This is a genomic window from Flavobacteriales bacterium TMED191 (genome assembly GCA_002171975.2).
Lineage (GTDB): Bacteria > Bacteroidota > Bacteroidia > Flavobacteriales > TMED113.
In genome coordinates, this window is sequence record NHIO02000034.1 from 1 (window position 1) to 20,341 (window position 20,341).

The window sequence follows — 20,341 nt, forward strand, 5'->3', positions numbered from 1 at the left end:
AAAATTATCAACTGCAGTAAGTGGATTTGTATTTTCAAAAGAAAAAAAAATAAAAGACTTTTTCGCATTAAAAAAAATCAATGAGCAACTTTTAAATATAAATTATAATCTTTTTATAGAAAATCAAAAATTGAAAAAAATATACACATCTAATAAAGAAAATTATTTATGTGATATTATTCAAGCAACAATTGTAAAAAACACTTGGAATAAAAATCAAAATTATTTAGTTATTAATCAGGGATTCTTGCACGGTGTTTATCCTCAAATGGGTGTAGTAAATAATAATAACTTGATTGGCATAACAGCAACAGTCAATAATAATTTTTCTACAGTAATTAGCCTTCTCAATACTGACTTAATGATAAGTGCAAAAATTGCAAAATCTGGTCATTATGGGTCAATATCATGGAATGGTCTAGATTACACCAAAATGCAATTAATGGATATTTCTAAAAATGCAATGGTTGAAGTTGGAGATACTATAGTAACAAGTGGCTATTCTAATATTTTTCCAGAGGGTATAAATATAGGAACTGTTTCTAAATGCAAAAATGAAAAAAATACTAATTTTCTAAATATAGAAGTTACCCTATTTACAGATTTCACAAGTATTGAATTTGTATACTTAATTGAACATAACTTAAAAGAAGAGCGTAACATAATTGAAAAAAGTTTATAAAATGGGTATAATCAAATTATTTTTTTGGTCTACTTTTTGCCAAATTTTTATATTAAATAATATATACCTAAGTGGATATATTAATCCATACTACTATATTATTTTTATTTTTTTAATGCCTTCTAAATCCAATAAACTTTTACTATTATTTTTAAGCCTAATACTTGGACTAACTATTGATATTTTTTCACAAACACAAGGTGCTCACGCATGTGCATGTTTATTAATATGTTATATGAAATTTGCTTTTGGAGGTAAAAAAGAAGAAAATGAAGAAAGTATCAATATTTCTAAAATTCCAATAATTGATTTTATTAGATTTATATTACCTCTCACTATATTACATCATTTTACTCTGTTCTTCCTTGAAAGGTTCTCGATTGAAGAAATAATGTCTGTTATAGTATTAACTATTTCTAGTACATTTTTCACTGTTCTATTATTAATTATACACAAAATTCTCATGCCCAAAAAATGAAAAAAAAATATGATTTCTATGTAGGCAGAAAATTTGCAATCCTAATAAGTTTTTGTGCTGTTTTTATCTTAATTATTGGTAAATTATTTAGTATCCAGATTTTAAATAAAGAATATAAAATATCAGCACAAAATAATGTTATTCGTAAAATTATTCAATACCCAGAAAGAGGCTGGATATATGACCGAAATGGAAACCTACTGGTTTCTAACCAAAGAGCTCATGATATTATGGTGGTACCATATCAATTAAGTAAGAAAATAGACACACTACTTTTTTGCAAAATTTTTGCAATTTCAAAAGAAGAATTTATAAAAAAAATTAAAAAAGCTAAACGTTATTCATTCTATAAACCATCAGTATTTTTAAAAAATATTTCAAAGCAAAAATTTGCTGACATTCAAGAAAAATTACATTTACTTCAAGGATTTTATCCACAGCCCAAGTACGTGAGATCATATCACTCAAAATCTGGTGGGAATATTTTTGGGTATATCGGCCAAGTTTCAAATAATCAAATTAAAACAAATAAATACTATAAAAGTGGCGATTTAATTGGTATTACTGGAATCGAAAAATCATATGAAAAAATACTTAGAGGTGAAAAGGGGGTTGAAAGGAAGGTAGTTGATGTTTATGGAAAATATAAAGGGGCATATAATGACGGTCTTAATGATACACTACCTGTTAAAGGAGAAGATATTAAATTAGGACTTGATATCCAATTACAAGAATATGCAGACTTACTAATGACGAATAAAAGAGGTAGTGTAGTGGCCATAGAGCCACAAACTGGAGAAATACTATGTATGGTTTCTAGTCCTAGCTATAACCCTTCTCTATTTGTTGGGGAAAAAAGAGATAAAAACTATCGAAATCTTTTTTTAGACCCAAATAAGCCTCTATATGACAGGTCTACATCCGCATTATATCCCCCAGGATCAATATTTAAATTAATTAATGCAATAATCGCGATTCAAGAAAATGATATAACTGCTGGATCCTTATTTAAATGTAAAGAAGGTTGGAATTTTAAATCGATTTTACATGTGGGCTGCCATCCTCATAAGTCTCCACTAAATTTAAGACAAGCTATTGCACAATCTTGTAATGCATATTTTTGTAGTACCTTTCAAAAAATTATTTCTAACAAAAATAGTCCTGCAATTGGGCTAGATAATTGGGCTGAATACACAAAATCATTTGGATTGGGTCAAACTTTTGACAGTGACCTAACAAATACAAAAAAAGGGCATGTCCCCAATAGTAATTATTACAATAAAATATATGGTAAAAAAAGATGGGGAGCGTCTACATGTATTTCATTAGCAATTGGACAAGATGCTTTATTAATGACACCAATTCAAATGGCAAATTTTGCTGCAATTATGGCCAATTCAGGTTATTATAGAACGCCTCATCACATGAGAAAAAAATTAGAAAGTACAAATTTAATTTCGCTAGATAAAAATTATTGTCTAATCGAATCTAAACATTTCAAGCCTGTTATTTATGGCATGGAAACAGCCGTGGAAGGTAAATATGGGACCGCAAAAATAGGTAAATTAAATAATGTAAAAATTTGTGGAAAAACTGGTACGGCCGAAAATCCTCATGGGGAGGATCATTCAATTTTTATTGCATTTGCTCCTAAGGAAAACCCTAAAATTGCCATTGCTGTATATGTAGAACACGGAGGATGGGGTAGTGATGTAGCTGTGCCAATTGGCAGTTTATGTATTGATAAGTATATTAATAATAAAATTACCAATATACATTTAGAAGAAAAAATGATTAATCTAAAAATTAAATACTAGATGCGTCAACAAAGTAAAATAACATTTGATAAACTAACAGTAATATTATATTTTTTAATAATTAGTATAGGTTTTTTAAGTATTTACTCTAGTAGCTATAATGAAGCGAGTAGTGCTATTATTTCTCTTGAAAGTGTATCCGGAAAACAATTTTTATTCTTAATTATTGCAATTATTGTAAGTATATTTTTACTATTAATTGATGTTAAAATCATATTACAATTAGTGTATATAATATATTTACTATGTGTTATTTCATTAATACTTGTTTTATTAATTGGCAAAGAAGTAGGAGGTGCTAAAGCATGGTTTAAGATAGGAGGTTTTGGTTTACAACCTGCTGAATTTGCAAAACTAGGTACTATTTTAGTTATTAGTAAATACATGCATGATAATGAAATTTATCTCGATTCATTAAAAAATTTATTTACAATTATCACTTTTATTGCGCTACCTGCTTTTCTAATACTACTTCAACCTGACGCAGGATCTTCATTAATTTATTGTTCGCTTATTTTTATGTTTTTTAGAGAGGGTTTACAACTTAGATATATAATAAGTATCCTCATTGGATTTTTTTTAGCATTATTAACAATTATAATAGGAGTAAATAAAAGTATAATTTTATTAATTATACTGACATCAATATTGTTTGTGTTGTTAAAAAAACAATCCAAAAAAATAATGATATCATTGATTTTTTTTATATCATGTTCAATAATTATTAGCAGTGTAAATTATACTTATGAGAACATCCTCGAGTCTCATCAGAAAGAGAGAATCGACATATTAATTGGAAAAGAAAAAAACAAACTAGGATCAGGCTATAATTTAAATCAATCATTAATTGCTATTGGTTCTGGTGGAATTACGGGCAAAGGATTTCTAAAAGGAACTCAAACAAAAGGGAACTTTATTCCTGAACAAAATACAGATTTTATTTTTTGCACAATTGGAGAAGAATTTGGATTTATTGGTAGCCTAATAGTAATCATATTATTTATGATACTAATTACTAGAATCATTATCTTGAGTGAAAACCAATACTCTCGTTTCAGTAGGGTCTTTGGTTATTGTTTAGCATCTATTTTATTCGCACATATAGTAATAAACATTGGAATGACTATAGGGATAGTACCAGTTATTGGGATACCACTTCCATTCTTAAGTTATGGCGGATCTTCACTTCTAACTTTTTCAATAATGCTATTTTTATTTATAAAACTAAATTCGCTTAAACTAGAAAGATTCTAAACTATTTAATAGAAATTGAACCGATTGTCAGTAATAATACTTTCGTCCTTAAGCAAGTCTAACAATAACTTATCAACCTCTGAATGATAATTTCTTTGTATAATATTTTTATAGCTGTCAAATGAACTTGGATAATTTACATTACCATCAACTTCCTTTAAGAATACAAAAACACCCTCCTCATTGATAAATGGTTTTGAAACTACATTAACATCCTCGCTAAAAAAAGCACCGACAGCCCCTGGATTATATGCACTTTCTCCAAAAACATCTGAGTTCATTCTTAACTGTTTAACTACATTAACTGAAACATTGAATTGATTAGCTAAATCTTGAATTGTATTAAAATTAGAATTATTGATTTGATCTGATGCGGCATTTGAGATACTTTTCTTGTTAATACTTGTGATAATCTCATCTTGGACTTCCGAAAGATTTTTATACTCATTCTCTGAAATATTCGACACGTAAGCAACAATATACTTGTCTTGTAAGTCAAAAAATTTGGTTTCATTAAGACTTGTTTCATCACTAAAAGCCCATCTTACTATTTCTCTTGCCGTACCTAAGCCGGGTACCGTTTGATCCATTTTTTCTAACTCTACACTTCTTGGTCTAATATTAACTTGCTTAGATAACTCATTTGCATCAAGTATTTTTTTATTACTGTCCATAAAATCAAATACCTCAGAATAAATTTCATTAAGAGTTTGATCACTTGCGTATAATTCTCTTTCTAAATAAACAATTGAAGCACTGTCAGAATTTACATCCATAATTCGAGCCATTTTACAAAAAGATGATTCAAAATATGGGTATACAATTCCATTATCAACACGTCTTTGTAGTTTTATTTCATCAAGCTCAGCTAAAGCTATTTTATCTAAGCTATAACTATTATCACCATTTTGAGTTACAAAGGCTTTCAAATCTTTAGTATTCAAAAAACCTAAATCAATCTCTTCTTTTTTTGTTCTCTTATTAAAAACCATCTTGTCACTAACCAATTCAGTCATTTCTTGTATGATTAACGATTTATCTTGCTCACTCGGTTTTAAATCAAAAATAAAATAAGTAACAGTTCTATTGGGTATATTTTTAAATTTGCTCTTATTATCTGCATAAAAATTCTTTATAATTTTATCTGAAGGTCTCTGCTGTTCGTTTAAATTATTAGAAGGAATAAATACATATTGTCCATTTACTGTTTTTGTTTGATCTCTATAATATGTTTTTGCTTCATGTTCAGTTACATAAAGTCCAGTCTTAATCGCATTAAAATACTTTAATATTTCCCGATCCCTAACTTCATTATTTTTAAAAAAAATATATCTCGGCCATTGTGGATTATCAGTTCCCATTTCAATCCAATCTCTAATTAAATCAGGACTATATTTATTCCATTCTCCTGACTCGGTTTGCTCACGAAAAAAGAAACCAAATAAAGATGATTGATTTCCGGTAATTTCACCAGATATTAAGTCCCAAACCTCTCTATCACCGACATTAATTCCTGATTGATTAAATTTTTCAGACAGAAGGATGTCTTCAATTTTTTGTTCAAAAAATAAATCTCTTTCCTGTTGCCTTTGTTCTTCAGTAATATTAACTGTACCAAAAGTTGATACAAACTTTATATTAATATTTTGCTCTAATTCTTTTTCAAAGTTTGTGAATGCAATTTCCGTATCATTCACCTTTAATAAAAGATTTTGACCTTTTTGAAATAATGATGTGCCTCCACTCATCAAATCTGTAAGTATAAAACCTAACATGGCTATTCCTATCACAAAAATAAGTAGTCCAGATCGCTTTCTTATATCACTTAATGTCATAACGTTAAAATTTTGGGTTACGAATATACGATTATTATTCTATGACACAAAGAATAATTTCCTCTATAAAATTATCTGTAATCTTAACAATTTTAAATTCATAATTTTTAATTGTTATGATTTCTTGATTTTTTGGGATTCTCCCTATATTACTTACAATAAAACCACTAAGAGTATCATACTCTTCGGAAAGCTCTAGTTTAAAGTCATATTGCTTGTTCAGGTCATCAATTTTATGCTTTCCTAAAACATGATATTTGTTATCCGATATTTGGAGTCCTGAAAAACTAGTTTCATCATGTTCATCCTCAATTTCTCCAACTAATTCTTCCAAAATGTCTTCAACACATATTAAACCAGAAGTGCCACCATACTCATCAACCACTAATGCAACACTACGACGTTCTTTTAATAATTTATCAAGTGCTGTTTGAGCAAGTAAACTTTCTGGTATTATTGAAATCGGCAATAAAATATCCTTAATAAAGTTGGGGTTCTTAAATAATTCAAAAGAGTGGACATATGCAACTATGCTATCTAAATTATCTTTAAAAACTAAAATTTTCGAATGTCCAGTCTGAATAAATTTTTTGCGAAGATTAGTTATAGAATCATTTATATTAACACCTATAATCTCAGTTCTAGGAATCATACAATCCCTTACCTTTAGAGTAGAAAAGTCTAAAGCGTTTTGTAAAATTTCTATTTCTGGATCTACTCCGTCAATAGATTGTTTAGCAATTTCATTATGTTCTTCTAAATACTCATCTAAATCTATTCTGTTAAATACAACATCTTCTTTACTATTGAGCTTCCCAAATATATTAGAAATTAAAAAGTTAGAAATTGTGTTGATAAAAATTGAAAGTGGATATAGTAAATAAATAATAATTATGGCAGGAATTGCAAAAAACTTCAGTAATTTATTTGGGAATAGTGAGAATACTACTTTTGGTAAAAATTCTGCAACAAGTAGAACTAAAAAGGAAGAGATAATTACCTGAATCAATAAAACCAAAAACGGAATAGAAACTAAATACTTAGCAACCATGGGTTCTAATAAATTAGCCATATAAATCCCATAGATAACTAATGCAACATTATTGCCTATTAGCATAGAAATAATAAAATGGGTAGGTTTTTCCGTAAATTTTGAAACTATTTTATTAGTTAAATTCCCTTGCTCCTTTTCTAAGAAAATCTTTAATTTATTGGATGAAACAAATGCAATTTCCATGCCTGAAAAAAAAGCAGAAAATAAAAGTGTCAGAAAAATTATACTATAATCAAAAACCATATTAATTATTAAAGATAAATAGTTCCAGTAATATTTGATAATGTATATGTTGAAAAATACTGATCCGCCTCAAATCCAAAACCCATAATAATTTGATTTTTAGTGTTTATTGTAACAAAATCATCAGTGTAGATTTTTTTAGTCTCACTATTCCAAAATAATTGTTCTGTATTTAATTGTTCCATTTCAGAATTTATTAAAATCACATTTCTACTAACTTCAACAGTGTGTTGAATTTTATTTTGAATTGCATAGTCTGCTGAAATTGTAGCTATAGTATCAAGCTTATTGTTATAAACATATACATCTATCCCATTAGGAAAAGTGTTAATTTCCGAAAGTTGATTCATTTCAGGAGCAATTAACTTAAATTCTAAATTTCCCTTTAAATAATATGACAATTCAATATTTTGCGCAAAGTCACCTAGATTATCACCTGAGGAATTAAAATTTATGTCTTCCAACTTATTAACACATGAAAAAAAGGTTAATAAATAAGATATAAACAAAATTCTCATACAAAAGCTTAATTAGAAAAATACGGGTTTTGTACAACTTCAGTATACCAGCATTCAATCTTATAAGTTTTAGATTCTAAACCAATAACCTGAAATGTTGATGTTTTATCAGGCATTTGGGTTGTGTATGTTTTGATTTTTGTGTTAGCTTCTTTTTTTAGGGAAGTGTCAATTTTTTTTGCAAAGTTATACTTTTCAATAGCTGCCCAATAACCTACCCTTTTTGTGAATTCATCGTATTGATTATCTCCCGTATTCTCTCCACATTTTCTAGAGGACTGTGCATACAAGTCACCAATAAGTATAAATGGGGCACCCCAACCGGCTCGATAGCGACTTGCTTCTAAAGCTGCTTTCTTAGACTTATTATTCAATCCCATTGCATAGTATGTTTTAGCTAAATAAAATAGATAATCAGCTTTTTTTATACTATCCAACTCCCCATCTACTGCTTGGGAAAAATACTCAAGGGCTTTATTAAAGTCCTCCTTTCTCAAGGATCGAACTCCCATATTAAATGCAGATTTAGGTGTAGGATTCTCTTCATATTGCCTCGCCGCAATCTGAAAATAAATATCCGTATCTACACATTCCTTTTTTCTAAGAAGCTGTGCTGCTCTTTGAAGCCAATCAAAATCATTTTTATTTAACTCAAAATTTGGAGAATATAATGCTTCTAGTTTTTCACACGTTATATGGGGAGCTAATGTTTTTTCCATATTGGCTCTGACATCATTGAGTGTCTTTAATTCTGAGTTATTTTTTTTTAAATTTTTTTTCTCTTTTGAACTAAGAGTCTCCTGAGAATTAAAATTAAAATTTTCCTGATTAATTTTAGCCTCCTTGTAATCTATAACAGCAGATAATTCGGAAAACAAATCAATTAAAACTTCTTTGCTCAATACTTTTTTTGATGTTAACTTAGCTCCTGAAGCAAAATAATAATTTAATGCACGAGCAGTAGATTTTTCCTGATCCAGAATAAAACTATTTTCTAAAATACTATATGCAGCTTGCACACTATTTAGATCTGATTTTCTATACCTATATAAATCCGATCCCTTATAACCTAATACCAAGCCCTTTTGTTCTGGGTAATAGTGATTACGATAATCATATATAGTTAGTAAATCATCAATTAAACCTTCCTTTTTAATACTATCTGTTTCATTTTTAACAAAGTGCTTAAACATTGTTGCGCCTTGAGTATATATGTTTTTAGTTCTCTTTGGAGCATTTACAAATAAATACAACCAAGCCTCTAAAGCTGAATCATAACTTTTTTGTTTATAAAACTCTGTGTAGATAGATAAGTTTTCTTCGCATTTTACTGTATCAACACCATACTTACCAACGTCAAATTGTAAATCAGAAAGATTTGAAAGTCTTTCTTGAGCAATAATAAGTGCAGGGGCAAGCAATATAAAAAGTATTATTTTTTTCATTATTGAATTTTTCGTTTTTTAAACCACTTTTCATTTAATGTCATGGAAAGATATGTACTAAAATATTTTTCTTGAATAGGCTCAAATGTAGTATCTGTCTGTAAAGTACCAAGTAATCCATATCGTAATCCTAAATTAACTTTTGAGAATACTTTGTTTAATGGAAGAGCTGCACCAAAACTAATAGAAATTTCTTCTAGAGGAACACTAGAGCTTGTATTGTTTGTAAGACTAGCTAAATCCAAGTAGCCTTTGGAGTATGTTATTCCCATCTTATATTCTATTCTATTCCAATAATTATAAATATCTGTTTTTTTAGGAGTAAAGCTGGCACCAAATATAATTTGATTTTTATCATACATATAATTAAAAATCTGGCCAAGAAAACTATAATTAGTCCAATTAGTATACTTATAATCAAGCCCAACTAACCAACTATCTTGTGAGGATAAACTAAAACCTAAACCATAAGACATCGGCATAACTATATCACCTTCTATATTATTTGTATATGAAATTGTATCCATAAACGATTGATACTGTCCTGACGTAATATATGTGTATTGAAATGTATATTTATCAACACTTAATTTACTTTCTGGAGCTAAATATGTAGCTATATTCATCAACTTATCACCTAATTTATGTTGATATAAAACACCCAAATCAAAATTTAAATCATTGATTAAAAATGATTCTTGTTCTTGGAATTGAGTAATGCTATTTTGCGTCTCAACATCTGTATACTTATTAATGGGACCAAAAAAATAATTAATATTTAATCCAAAAGATAAATCATTGATAATATTAGCCCCAAGACCAAAAACCAGTTTATTAAGACCACCTGAACCACTATAATTATAGTTTACATTTCCAATTACATCATTATTAAAAACCTCGCTATTAATATTATATCCTACATTACTGAAGGGAAATAAGCCTATAGCAAAGCCAATTTTTTTTGACACTGGGAATGCAAGTCCTAAATTTAATAAGCCACTAATATGATTCTTTTGTTCTAAATTATTTTGAGTTAATACTGTAGAAGTAGAAGATGTACCTATCTCAAAAGACGTCTGGTCTAGAAAACAATATGAAGCGGGATTATTAAAATTAATAAGATGTGAATTATTTACAGTTAAGCCTAATCCCCCCATTGCCATACTAGATACAGATGTGATATTATGGACTGTTCCAAGTCCAAAATAAGAATACGGAGAATATGTATTAACCTGACCTTTTAATGCAAAAACAGCGAAAAAAACTAAAAATATAATTTTATACTTCCTCATTAAATGCAATAATAGAATTTAAACCTTCCATTAACAAATAAGGATGGAAAAAATTTATGTTTTTTATTTTTTTTTCTATAATATTCATGTCACCCCCTGTAGCAATTGTAACAATTGTAGGATAAAGTTTTTTATACTTGTTTACCACACTTTCTATTTCAAAAAATATTGAATCATAAACACCAACCAAAATTGAATCTCTTGTAGAGTGCCCCACAGATATATCTCTATTAATATAATCTAATTTAGGTAATTTATCTGTATAATGATTTAAAGAAGCTAAACGCATCTGTAACCCAGGACTAATCTGGCCACCAATATAATTCGAATTTAATACTACATCATACGTAATACAAGTTCCTAAATCTATAATTAACATATTACCTTTAAAAATTTTTTCTGCTGCAACTGACAAAGCAATTCTATCTGAACCTAAACTAAATGGTGTAGAATAACTGATTGTTAGCGGCAACTTACATTGTGAATTTAATTCTATATAATTTAAATTAAAAGTGGAAAAAATTGTTTTATAATCAAAATTTAAATTGGTATTATCCGAGAGACAAACATTTTTTAATTCAGGATATTCAAGTTTAATTTTTTTTACAAAATTTGATGAAAACTTTTTGCTGGACTCAAACTTTAGCATTTTATTATTATGAAAAACTGCCCATTTAGATCTTGTGTTTCCGATATCGATGACTAGATTCATAAAAATTTAATTACCATAATAGACAAATTTATAAAATGAGATGTTATGTTTCTAAAAAAATACATATTATATTTGCAAACTTAATTGGTGCTATAGCTCAGTTGGTAGAGCAAAGGACTGAAAATCCTTGTGTCCCTGGTTCGAATCCTGGTAGCACCACAAAAAGCGGCACCTATCTTTAATAGGATAGATACCGCTTTTTATTTTTCAAAAAGTTCTATATATATTTATAACAATGAAAACTATAGTTATTGGTTCAGGTTTTGCAAGCTTAAGCGCTGCGGCTGTATTAGCAAAAGAAGGATATAATGTGACTGTTATTGAAAAAAATTCTGATTTAGGTGGAAGAGCTAGACAATTTCAGGAAAATGGTTTTTTATTCGATATGGGTCCAAGTTGGTATTGGATGCCTGATGTATTTGAGAAATTTTTCAATATTTTTAATAAATCTTCGAGTGATTATTATCAACTACTTAAATTAGATCCCGGGTTCCAAATGATTTTTAATAATCATGAATCCATCAAGATTTCTGCTTCATTTGAAGATATAAAAAAAGTCTTTGAAGATATTGAAACTGGATCCTCAAAGGCACTAGAGGAATTCATGCAGGAAGCGGAATTTAAATATAAATTCAGCATGGATAAACTAATTTATAATCCTGGATTATCCTTTTTTGAATTTTTAAATAAAGGAATTTTTAAAAATTTATTCAAACTGGAGCTATTTAAGTCATATAAACTACATGTTGCCAAAAAATTCAAGAATCCTAAAATCAAAGCATTATTAGAATTTCCTGTGCTTTTTTTAGGTACAGCACCAAATGACACACCTGCTCTTTACAGTCTAATGGCCTACTCCGGATTTAAACAAGGAACATATTATCCTATTGGAGGCTTTTCTAAAGTAATTGATGGAATGGTCACTCTTTGCAAAGATTTAGGTGTAAGTTTTATTAAAAATGAAACAGTCCAGAAAATACATATTAAAAATAATTTAGCATCTAGTTTGTCTACTGATAAAAATGATTACAAGGCCGATATTGTTGTGGGTGGTGCTGACTACGAACATATTGAATCAAATTTACTTGAAAAAAAATACCGTAATTACTCTAGTGAATATTGGGATAAAAAAACATTTTCACCATCGTGTTTACTGTTTTATTTAGGTGTAAATAAAAAAATAAAGAAGATAATACATCATAATCTTTTTTTTGATGCAAACATTGAACAACATATAGATGATATTTATAAACAACAAGTTTGGCCTAAAGAGCCATTATTTTATGTCTGCTGTCCATCTAAAACAGATCCAACTGTTGCTCCAAAAAATAAAGAGAATCTATTTTTACTAGTTCCAATCAGTCCAGGCTCATCAGATGATGAAAAGACACGAGAATACTATTTTAATTTAATCATTAAAAGGCTCGAAAAGTACTGTGGTGAAAATATTTTAGATTTCATCGAATATAAAAGAAGTTACTGTATTAATGATTTTATTAAAGATTATAATGCTTATAAAGGGAATGCATATGGATTAGCAAATACACTATTTCAAACAGCTAACCTAAAGCCATCTATTAAGAACAAAAAAGTAAGTAATATATTTTATACTGGTCAACTTACTGTGCCAGGACCTGGTGTTCCCCCTTCTCTGATTTCTGGACAAATTGTTGGTGAAACAATTATTAAACAATTTAATTGATTATGAATAAAATTTATGATCAACTCTCACTTCAATGTAGTAAGGCAACGACGCAACTTTACAGTACAAGTTTTTCCATGGGCATATCAATGCTAGAAAAAAAATATCAAGAACCTATATATAATATTTACGGATTTGTAAGATTGGCTGATGAAATTGTTGATAATATGCATGGACATAATAAAAAAATCTTACTAAATCAGCTAAAAGTTGACTATCTGGAAGCAATTAAAAACAAAATCAGTTTAAATCCTATTTTAAATAGTTTTCAAAAAACTGTCAACCAATATGATATTGATCTAAAGCTAATTGAACAATTTATGATAAGCATGGAAATGGATTTAGATACAAAAACAACTTATACTAAAGAAAAATATGATTATTATATTTTAGGTTCAGCAGAAGTTGTTGGGCTGATGTGCTTAAAAGTATTTGTTGATGGCAATGAAAATCAATATAAAATGCTCTCAACTTTTGCAAAAAAGTTGGGTTCTGCATTTCAAAAAATTAACTTTTTAAGAGATCTCAGTGCTGATTTCCACGAACTAGGCAGAACATATTTTCCAAATGTTGATCTAAACAAATTCTCAGATATTACAAAAAACCAAATTGAATTAGATATTCAAAACGACTTTGAGGCAAGTTTTGAGGGAATTAAACTTTTACCAAAAGGTATTAGAAGCGGGGTTTTATTAGCCTACTATTATTATGTGGATCTTTTAAATAGTATTAGACTAAAATCGGCGAATGATGTACTAAAAAGTCGTATTCGAATTTCGAATTGGAGAAAATTGCAGCTACTAATTTATTGTCAATTTATAAATAAATTAAATTGGATATGAAAATACTCTTAATGGTAATTTTTCCCACAATTTTATATACTCAAAATCATAAACTGAGTGATTTATTTGAAAGATCAACAACAAATATAGCTTCATGTGATTCATTAATTCAATTTTGTCTAAATGAAAAAACCCCACAACAAATTGCTTATTTAGGTGCGGGATTTATGCTAAAGTCAAGGCACTCAAGAAAATTAAAACACTTTAAGGAGGGAAAAAGAATATTAGAGGAGATTATTAAAAAATATCCTAGTTTTGTAGAACTTAGATGGATTAGATATTGTATTCAAATGAATTCACCTAAAATTCTAAACTATAAACAAAACATTGAAAATGATAAATCAATTATTGAAACAAGTGGAAGTAAATATCAAAAGAAAATCATAGAATTATATGAATAGTTTAATACTAAATATATTAATAACACTAGTTTCGTTTTTAGCTATGGAATTTGTTGCATGGTTAACACACAAATATATTATGCATGGATTTCTTTGGAGCCTACATAAAGATCACCACCAACCTAATCACGATCATTTATTTGAAAAAAATGATTTCTTTTTTCTAATATTTGCAGTTCCAGGAATTCTTTGTATAATGATGGGAATAGATAATTTTAACTGGCCCTTTTGGATTGGTATCGGGATAAGCTTATATGGATTAGCTTATTTTTTAATTCATGATTTATTTATTCATCGAAGATCTAAATTATTTCGTAATACAAATTCTAATTACTTAAAAGCTCTTAGAAAAGCACATAAAATTCACCATAAGAATACCGAAAAACATAGTGGAGAAAACTTTGGGATGTTATTTTTTCCAATAAAATATTGGAAAATTAAAATCAAATAAATCATTAATGTATATATTAATTTTAATAAAATTATTCCTCATGACTAACGAATCTAGTATTGAATATGCATATTTTGGAGGAGGTTGTTTTTGGTGCATTGAAGCATCATTTGATGGTTTGAAAGGTGTCTCAAAAGTCACTAGCGGCTATTCTGGAGGGAGTAAACAGAATGCCCACTACAAGGCTGTTTCAAGTGGCACAACCAAACACGCTGAAATATGTAAAATCAGGTATAATCCCAAAGAAATTTCATATGAAACATTGTTAAAAGTTTTTTTTCTAGCACATGACCCAACTACTTTAAATAAACAAGGGAATGACATTGGACCACAATATAGATCCATCATTTTTTATTCAAATAATACTGAAAAAGAAAAGGCTTTAAGTTATATGGAGAAATTACAAGATAAAAATATATATAACCATATTGTTACTGAACTACAGCCCCTAGTGAAATTTTATTCAGCTGAACAGTACCATCAAGATTATTTTCAATTCAACTCTACCCAACCTTATTGCGCAATTATAATTGAACCCAAAATTCAAAAATTAAAAAAGGAGCTGAAAAAATACTATGAAAAATAACCGTCTTTATCTATTCAAACTCAACAGGTGGCTTAATCTGAAGAATCTGATCATTAATTGAAATAAGAGATCCAAGTCCATTTTCCACATTAGAATACACTGGAATAACCTCACCACCAAAAATACTAATTTGCCTATGATTATTTAGTGAGTTGTAATATGAGTAAGTATCGGAACTAAATATAGAAAATTGAATTCTTACTGTATCACAGTTTTCATATCTCCAACCTTTTGAGTCAATGTCTAACATAATATTTTTCTCTTGACCATTAAATAATGCATCCGAAAAAACGACCTGATTTCCCATGAAAGAATACCCCTCTATTAAAGACCCTAAACTGCTTTCAAATGAAGGATCATTAGACATCATCTCTAAATATCCCCTAAAATAATCTAGCTCAATGTCCCCATTTTCTGTTTCCCACTCTTTAAAACAAGATGAATAAATTTTTAATCTATAAAAATTATCTTGGCTAGGATTGTCATCAAAATTTAACTCAACACCATTTAAACCACCAAAATTAGGATTAAAATTAGGATTATATTCTTTGAAATCATCCGAATCATCATTAGGTGTTCCATTATCATTATTAATAAACTCATCAGGACTGCCCGTGACATCAATTTCTACTTCGTAATCTACTTCAAGATCGTCAGATATATATGTTGAAGCAGTTATTGGTGGATAACTCGAATGAGAGGCTTCAACTTTATAATTAGTATTTTTATTAGGAATGAGATCAGACTCATAATAATTCATTGGAATAGAATCCCACATATCATCAGCATAAACATAATAATTAATCAAACTATCTAAATTGACTTGTAGGGTATCAACTAGCTGATTGTTTTCATATAATAAAACTTCGGCATCACTAATGCAACTAGGTAATTCTCGTGAAAAAGCACCGACAGAATGAGAAATTAAAAGTTTAACCGGCTCATCTGTATCTAACATAGCATTTAGCACTAATACTGGAGGGGTCTCAGGGACATCTAAATCAACGACCGTTTCCATGTTTTCACAAGAAAAAATTAATAATAAAAAAAGTATACTAAAGCAATTTTTGTTCATAGTTTAAAATTTAAATCGATATGAAATTGAAGGAATTATAGGAAATAATGAGACTTGTCTTGCTACTCTATCTCCGTTATCATCAAAAGCTAAGTAAGCAAAAAATGGATTTTTACGATTGTAGGCATTATATGCTCCAAATGAAATTAATCTTTCATATTTTGTTTTTTGCTTTCGATGAGTAAAACCCACATCCAATCTATGATATGCACTCATTCTAGTTGAATTTCTATCGCCGTAGGATTCAACTAAACTAATAACAGGACTTCCATTCCAATTTACACTAGGGTTAGAAAGGTACATGGCTTGCGGGAAGGTAATAGCATTACCTGTTCCGTATGCCCACGTAAAGGACACATCCCATTTATCATTAATACGATGACTTAATATCACTGAAATATCATGACGCCTATCATACTTGTAAGGATACCATTCACCAAAATTAATATTATCAAATTGTCGATTAGTCCATGATAATGTATAGCCTATCCAACCTGTTGTTTGACCTGTTTTTTTCTGCAAAAATAATTCCAAGCCATAAGATTCTCCGTTGCCTCCAGTTTCAATTGCATTATCCCAACTATCTGTACTTTGTAAATTCGAATATCCTGCTTTGTAAGTTATTAAATTCGACATGGTTTTATAATATCCTTCTAAACTCAATTCGTATTGACCATCTTTTAGTGTAGTATTAATACTACCTGCTATTTGTCTAGAAGATTGAGGAGGAACACTATCAATAGCTGGTAACCATAAGTCGCTTGGGAATCCAACAGAAGAATTCGATAATAAATGAATATTTTGTTTCATTTCTGCATAAGATAATTTTATAGACCAATTTTTATCAATCAAATACCTTGCTGACAACCTAGGCTGTATTGATATTTTATCAATTGAATAATAGCCTAAATGTAAACCAACATTTGCTTTTAATCTATTTGATAATTTTATGTTGTCTTCTATATAAAAAAACATCTCATGTACATTCACATTTTCTGAAAAATTTAATATGGTGTCTAAAGATAAACTTTCAAGTGTGTCATTTGTTTCAAAATTTAAGTTCAAACTGGTTTCTCCTGGGAAAAAATAATGATGAGTATAAGAATAACCAAATTTTAAATTATGTTTTGGATTAGGAGAATAATCAAAATCAATTCTAGCTGCATAATCCTCAATGCCCGATATATAACCAAATCCAATTTCATAACTCTCATTACCGCTACTTGAACTATAATTAGAGTTCAAACCAAAATCAGTATTGAAGGCATATCTACTGTAGGTTAAAGTTGTGTTACTAAAAAGCTTATCATTAAATAAATGATTCCATCTTAATGTAGAAGTGATATTACCATATCCTAAACCAAAATTTAATATATCTGAATAATCTGACTCACCTTCTTCATAATCAACCCCAAATTGATCTCTGCCAATATAACTACTTAAAAACAACCTGTCTTTATGAGACAGTTTATGATTAATTTTCATGTTTAAATCATAAAAATACATGCTGAGAGAAGTATTTTCAGGAATGAATGGCTTAACTAATAAATCTGCATAAGTACGTCTGGCAGACACAATAAATGAAGTTTTATTAATTTTAATTGGTCCCTCAATTGTTAATTTAGAGGAAATAAGACCCAAAGTCATATCACCTTTAATCTTTTTCATATTTCCTTCCTTCATATTAATTTCTAAAACTGATGATAACCTACCTCCAAATCTAGCTGGGAACCCTCCTTTAATTAGATTAACATTTTTAATAGCATCAGGATTAAAAACTGAGAACAAACCTCCTAAATGAGATGCATTATAAACTGGCACACCATCTAATAAAATTAAATTTTGATCAGGGCCTCCTCCCCTGACATAAAAACCCGATGTTCCCTCGCTGCTTTGCACACCCGGTAAAAGTTGAATTGCTTTTAAAACATCAACCTCGCCCAATAAAGCTGGTATTTTAAAAATTTGTTTTATAGGAATCGTAACTTCTGATGTTTGTGTTTTTTCTACAATATTTTTTTCACTAGACAATAATACTTCATCTAATTCTTCATTTGTAATTGACAACTCTATATCACTACTAATGCTCCTATTAAAATTAAAATTGATAACTTTTGTAGTATAACCAATATAAGTATATCTAATATCATATATCCCTTTGGGTAGTGTTAAACTATAAAACCCATAGCTGTTAGATGTAGTTCCAACACTTAAACTATCAACAACAATATTAACACCTATTAAACTCTCACCATTATTTACATCGGATATATATCCACTTAAAGTGTAGAATTGTTCATTTTGAGAAAAAAGAATAAAAGGAAATAATAATAAAAGTAATTTTTTCATTCTTATATAAAGAGTTTTTAAATAATTAATAAGCTAAATGTAAATAGTAATCTGACTTTTTACTAACCTTAGTATTATCTACAATAAGTAAGCCAAATTTAAACATATCTATAGAATAAGTAACATTTTTATATGATTTAACAATGTGCCATGCTTCTTGCATTTCAGAATTCCAATTAATATCATCAAAAATAATTATTGCTTTAGATGATAACTTGTTCTGTAGTTCAGAAAAATACTGAACAGTTGGGTCTTTCTTGTGATTACCATCAATAAAAATGATATTGAAATTATTATTGTCTTTTATTAATTCTGAAAATGTATTCTTATATAACCCTTTATATATTTTATATTTTGAGTTACTGCAAATCCTAGAAAACTGATTGTCAGCTATTTCACATAACTGGGGAATTCCCTCCATAGTAAAAAATTTACTATTTTTTTTATCCTTTAATGCCTCTAATATATATGTGCCAGATACTCCTAGATTAGTGCCAATTTCTAAAAATTGAGGATTTGAAAAATTTTTTGTAATTAAATATAAAAATTGTGCCCAAATAGGCTTCGATGCTGCCTTGTTACAAATATCTTTAACCAACATAGTTTTATTTGATCCAAATACTGCAAAGGAAATAGATCTATGGTCATTCAACAATAGAGTTCTATAGTATTCGCATGATTTAAAAATTTTAATTTCTGAATCAGATAAATTATTTTTCTTTAATTTTAAAAATGACTCAACAATAAGATTCAATAAATTGTTGTCTTGTGCCAAAAGACTCTTAATTGTTTTTTTTTGTTTTAGACGAACTAAAAATAAAAAAAAGTGTTTTTTTATTTTTGACAAAATCATATTAAATAAATATAATGATAAAGATTAGAAAAGGAATAAAAAGTGACTTGCCATTTATACTTGATTTAATTAAAGAGTTGGCTGATTATGAAAAAGCTATATCTGAAGTTGATATCAACTTAACACAATTAGAAAATGACGGATTTGGCAATAAATCTGTTTTTTCATTTATTGTAGCAGAAAAAAATAATCAAATTGTTGGGATGGCTTTATATTATACTAAGTACTCAACTTGGAAAGGGAAATGCTTATTTTTAGAAGACCTTATAGTACGTGAAAAATACCGAAAATCCGGCATTGGAAGTAAATTGTTTAATGAAGTTATACGTACGGCAAAATCAAAAAAAATGAAAAGAGTGATGTGGCAAGTTTTAGACTGGAACCAACCAGCTATTAACTTTTACAAAAAATATAATGCGCATATCGATAATAAGTGGCTAGATGGTAAATTAATACAAACTCAAATAGACTCATTTACAGTATAATTGCTTTATTTAACAGATGATTAAGCTACGTGATAGTATAAGTATTATAAGTTGTTTTTTAGTAGTCGTTTGGCTAATTCTATTTTCTCCTTTTCTAAATAAATAATCTTTTCATTAAATACTGCACCTGGACTCACCCATCCAGCTGACAAAGAGGATTCATGTAAATTTTTGATCAAAAATTTAATTTTATTAGCAATTAGAATTTCTTCAACAAGAACTAAATCAAAATTATTTATTTGACAGAAATAAACATAGTCCATAAAT

Annotated in this window: 20 protein-coding genes and 1 tRNA gene; 11 read left to right on the forward strand and 10 right to left on the reverse strand. The window is 28.5% G+C overall.

Going from position 1 to position 20,341, the window contains the following annotated elements:
* The 4 genes from mreC to rodA form a co-directional block, all read left to right on the forward strand.
* On the forward strand, positions 1-682 hold a 682-nt coding region (gene mreC / locus CBD51_003565), incomplete at its 5' end, for a rod shape-determining protein MreC (protein RPG59146.1).
* 1 nt (position 683) lies between these two features.
* Entirely contained in the window at positions 684-1,160 is a 477-nt protein-coding gene (gene mreD, locus CBD51_003570) for a rod shape-determining protein MreD (protein RPG59147.1), read from the forward strand.
* The gene (gene mrdA, locus CBD51_003575) at positions 1,157-2,977 is read left to right on the forward strand and encodes a penicillin-binding protein 2 (GenBank protein ID RPG59148.1); all 1,821 of its coding nucleotides are present in this window, start codon (positions 1,157-1,159) and stop codon (positions 2,975-2,977) included. The genes mreD and mrdA overlap by 4 nt, the downstream gene beginning before the upstream one ends.
* Complete coding sequence (rodA, locus tag CBD51_003580; GenBank protein ID RPG59149.1) at positions 2,978-4,231, forward strand: rod shape-determining protein RodA; 1,254 nt, start codon at positions 2,978-2,980, stop codon at positions 4,229-4,231.
* A gap of 5 nt (positions 4,232-4,236) precedes the next feature.
* On the opposite strand, the gene CBD51_003585 is transcribed toward rodA, so the two are convergent.
* From CBD51_003585 to CBD51_003610, 6 genes are read right to left on the reverse strand one after another with little or no spacing between them, the layout of a single operon-like run.
* Positions 4,237-6,066, reverse strand: a complete 1,830-nt coding sequence (locus tag CBD51_003585; protein RPG59150.1) for a hypothetical protein — start codon at positions 6,064-6,066, stop codon at positions 4,237-4,239.
* A 34-nt stretch (positions 6,067-6,100) separates the two neighbouring features.
* Positions 6,101-7,363 carry an HlyC/CorC family transporter gene (locus CBD51_003590; protein ID RPG59151.1) on the reverse strand — a complete coding sequence of 421 codons (1,263 nt, stop codon included), beginning with the start codon at positions 7,361-7,363 and terminating at the stop codon, positions 6,101-6,103.
* A gap of 8 nt (positions 7,364-7,371) precedes the next feature.
* Positions 7,372-7,881, reverse strand: a complete 510-nt coding sequence (lptC, locus tag CBD51_003595; protein ID RPG59152.1) for an LPS export ABC transporter periplasmic protein LptC — start codon at positions 7,879-7,881, stop codon at positions 7,372-7,374.
* Between the two features lie 8 nt (positions 7,882-7,889).
* Entirely contained in the window at positions 7,890-9,326 is a 1,437-nt protein-coding gene (locus CBD51_003600) for a hypothetical protein (protein RPG59153.1), read from the reverse strand.
* Positions 9,326-10,618, reverse strand: coding sequence for a hypothetical protein (locus CBD51_003605; GenBank protein RPG59154.1), 1,293 nt, complete (start codon positions 10,616-10,618; stop codon positions 9,326-9,328). The genes CBD51_003600 and CBD51_003605 overlap by 1 nt, the downstream gene beginning before the upstream one ends.
* Positions 10,605-11,330 (reverse strand): type III pantothenate kinase, encoded by a 726-nt coding sequence (locus CBD51_003610; GenBank protein RPG59155.1) that lies wholly within the window; start codon positions 11,328-11,330, stop codon positions 10,605-10,607. The genes CBD51_003605 and CBD51_003610 overlap by 14 nt, the downstream gene beginning before the upstream one ends.
* Before the next feature lie 86 nt (positions 11,331-11,416).
* Here CBD51_003610 and CBD51_003615 point away from each other — a divergent pair.
* The 6 genes from CBD51_003615 to msrA all read left to right on the forward strand — a co-directional run bounded on the left by CBD51_003615 (position 11,417) and on the right by msrA (position 15,312).
* Positions 11,417-11,492 (forward strand) — tRNA-Phe (locus tag CBD51_003615).
* A gap of 73 nt (positions 11,493-11,565) precedes the next feature.
* Positions 11,566-13,032 carry a phytoene desaturase gene (gene crtI, locus CBD51_003620; protein ID RPG59156.1) on the forward strand — a complete coding sequence of 489 codons (1,467 nt, stop codon included), beginning with the start codon at positions 11,566-11,568 and terminating at the stop codon, positions 13,030-13,032.
* A 2-nt stretch (positions 13,033-13,034) separates the two neighbouring features.
* Positions 13,035-13,874, forward strand: a complete 840-nt coding sequence (locus CBD51_003625) for a phytoene/squalene synthase family protein (protein RPG59157.1) — start codon at positions 13,035-13,037, stop codon at positions 13,872-13,874.
* Positions 13,871-14,275, forward strand: coding sequence for a hypothetical protein (locus CBD51_003630; protein RPG59158.1), 405 nt, complete (start codon positions 13,871-13,873; stop codon positions 14,273-14,275). Before CBD51_003625 ends, CBD51_003630 begins: the two co-directional genes overlap by 4 nt.
* On the forward strand, positions 14,268-14,726 hold the full coding sequence (locus CBD51_003635) for a beta-carotene hydroxylase (GenBank protein ID RPG59159.1): 459 nt from the start codon (positions 14,268-14,270) through the stop codon (positions 14,724-14,726). The genes CBD51_003630 and CBD51_003635 overlap by 8 nt, the downstream gene beginning before the upstream one ends.
* 58 nt (positions 14,727-14,784) lie before the next feature.
* On the forward strand, positions 14,785-15,312 hold the full coding sequence (gene msrA / locus CBD51_003640; GenBank protein RPG59177.1) for a peptide-methionine (S)-S-oxide reductase: 528 nt from the start codon (positions 14,785-14,787) through the stop codon (positions 15,310-15,312).
* A gap of 10 nt (positions 15,313-15,322) precedes the next feature.
* Here the strand turns inward: msrA and CBD51_003645 are convergent, their stop codons facing one another.
* The 3 genes from CBD51_003645 to CBD51_003655 are packed head-to-tail and all read right to left on the reverse strand — an operon-like array spanning position 15,323 to position 19,589.
* On the reverse strand, positions 15,323-16,387 hold the full coding sequence (locus tag CBD51_003645) for a DUF4249 family protein (protein ID RPG59160.1): 1,065 nt from the start codon (positions 16,385-16,387) through the stop codon (positions 15,323-15,325).
* Positions 16,388-16,390: 3 nt separating this feature from the next.
* Positions 16,391-18,736 carry a TonB-dependent receptor gene (locus tag CBD51_003650; GenBank protein RPG59161.1) on the reverse strand — a complete coding sequence of 782 codons (2,346 nt, stop codon included), beginning with the start codon at positions 18,734-18,736 and terminating at the stop codon, positions 16,391-16,393.
* 25 nt (positions 18,737-18,761) lie between these two features.
* Positions 18,762-19,589 carry a class I SAM-dependent methyltransferase gene (locus CBD51_003655; GenBank protein RPG59162.1) on the reverse strand — a complete coding sequence of 276 codons (828 nt, stop codon included), beginning with the start codon at positions 19,587-19,589 and terminating at the stop codon, positions 18,762-18,764.
* Between the two features lie 14 nt (positions 19,590-19,603).
* Here CBD51_003655 and CBD51_003660 point away from each other — a divergent pair, with 14 nt between their 5' ends.
* On the forward strand, positions 19,604-20,074 hold the full coding sequence (locus CBD51_003660; protein RPG59163.1) for a GNAT family N-acetyltransferase: 471 nt from the start codon (positions 19,604-19,606) through the stop codon (positions 20,072-20,074).
* Between the two features lie 44 nt (positions 20,075-20,118).
* Here CBD51_003660 and CBD51_003665 read toward each other — a convergent pair whose 3' ends face one another.
* A complete protein-coding gene (locus CBD51_003665; GenBank protein RPG59164.1) occupies positions 20,119-20,337 on the reverse strand; it encodes a hypothetical protein in 219 nt (72 codons plus the stop codon).
* Between the last annotated feature and the right edge of the window lie 4 nt (positions 20,338-20,341).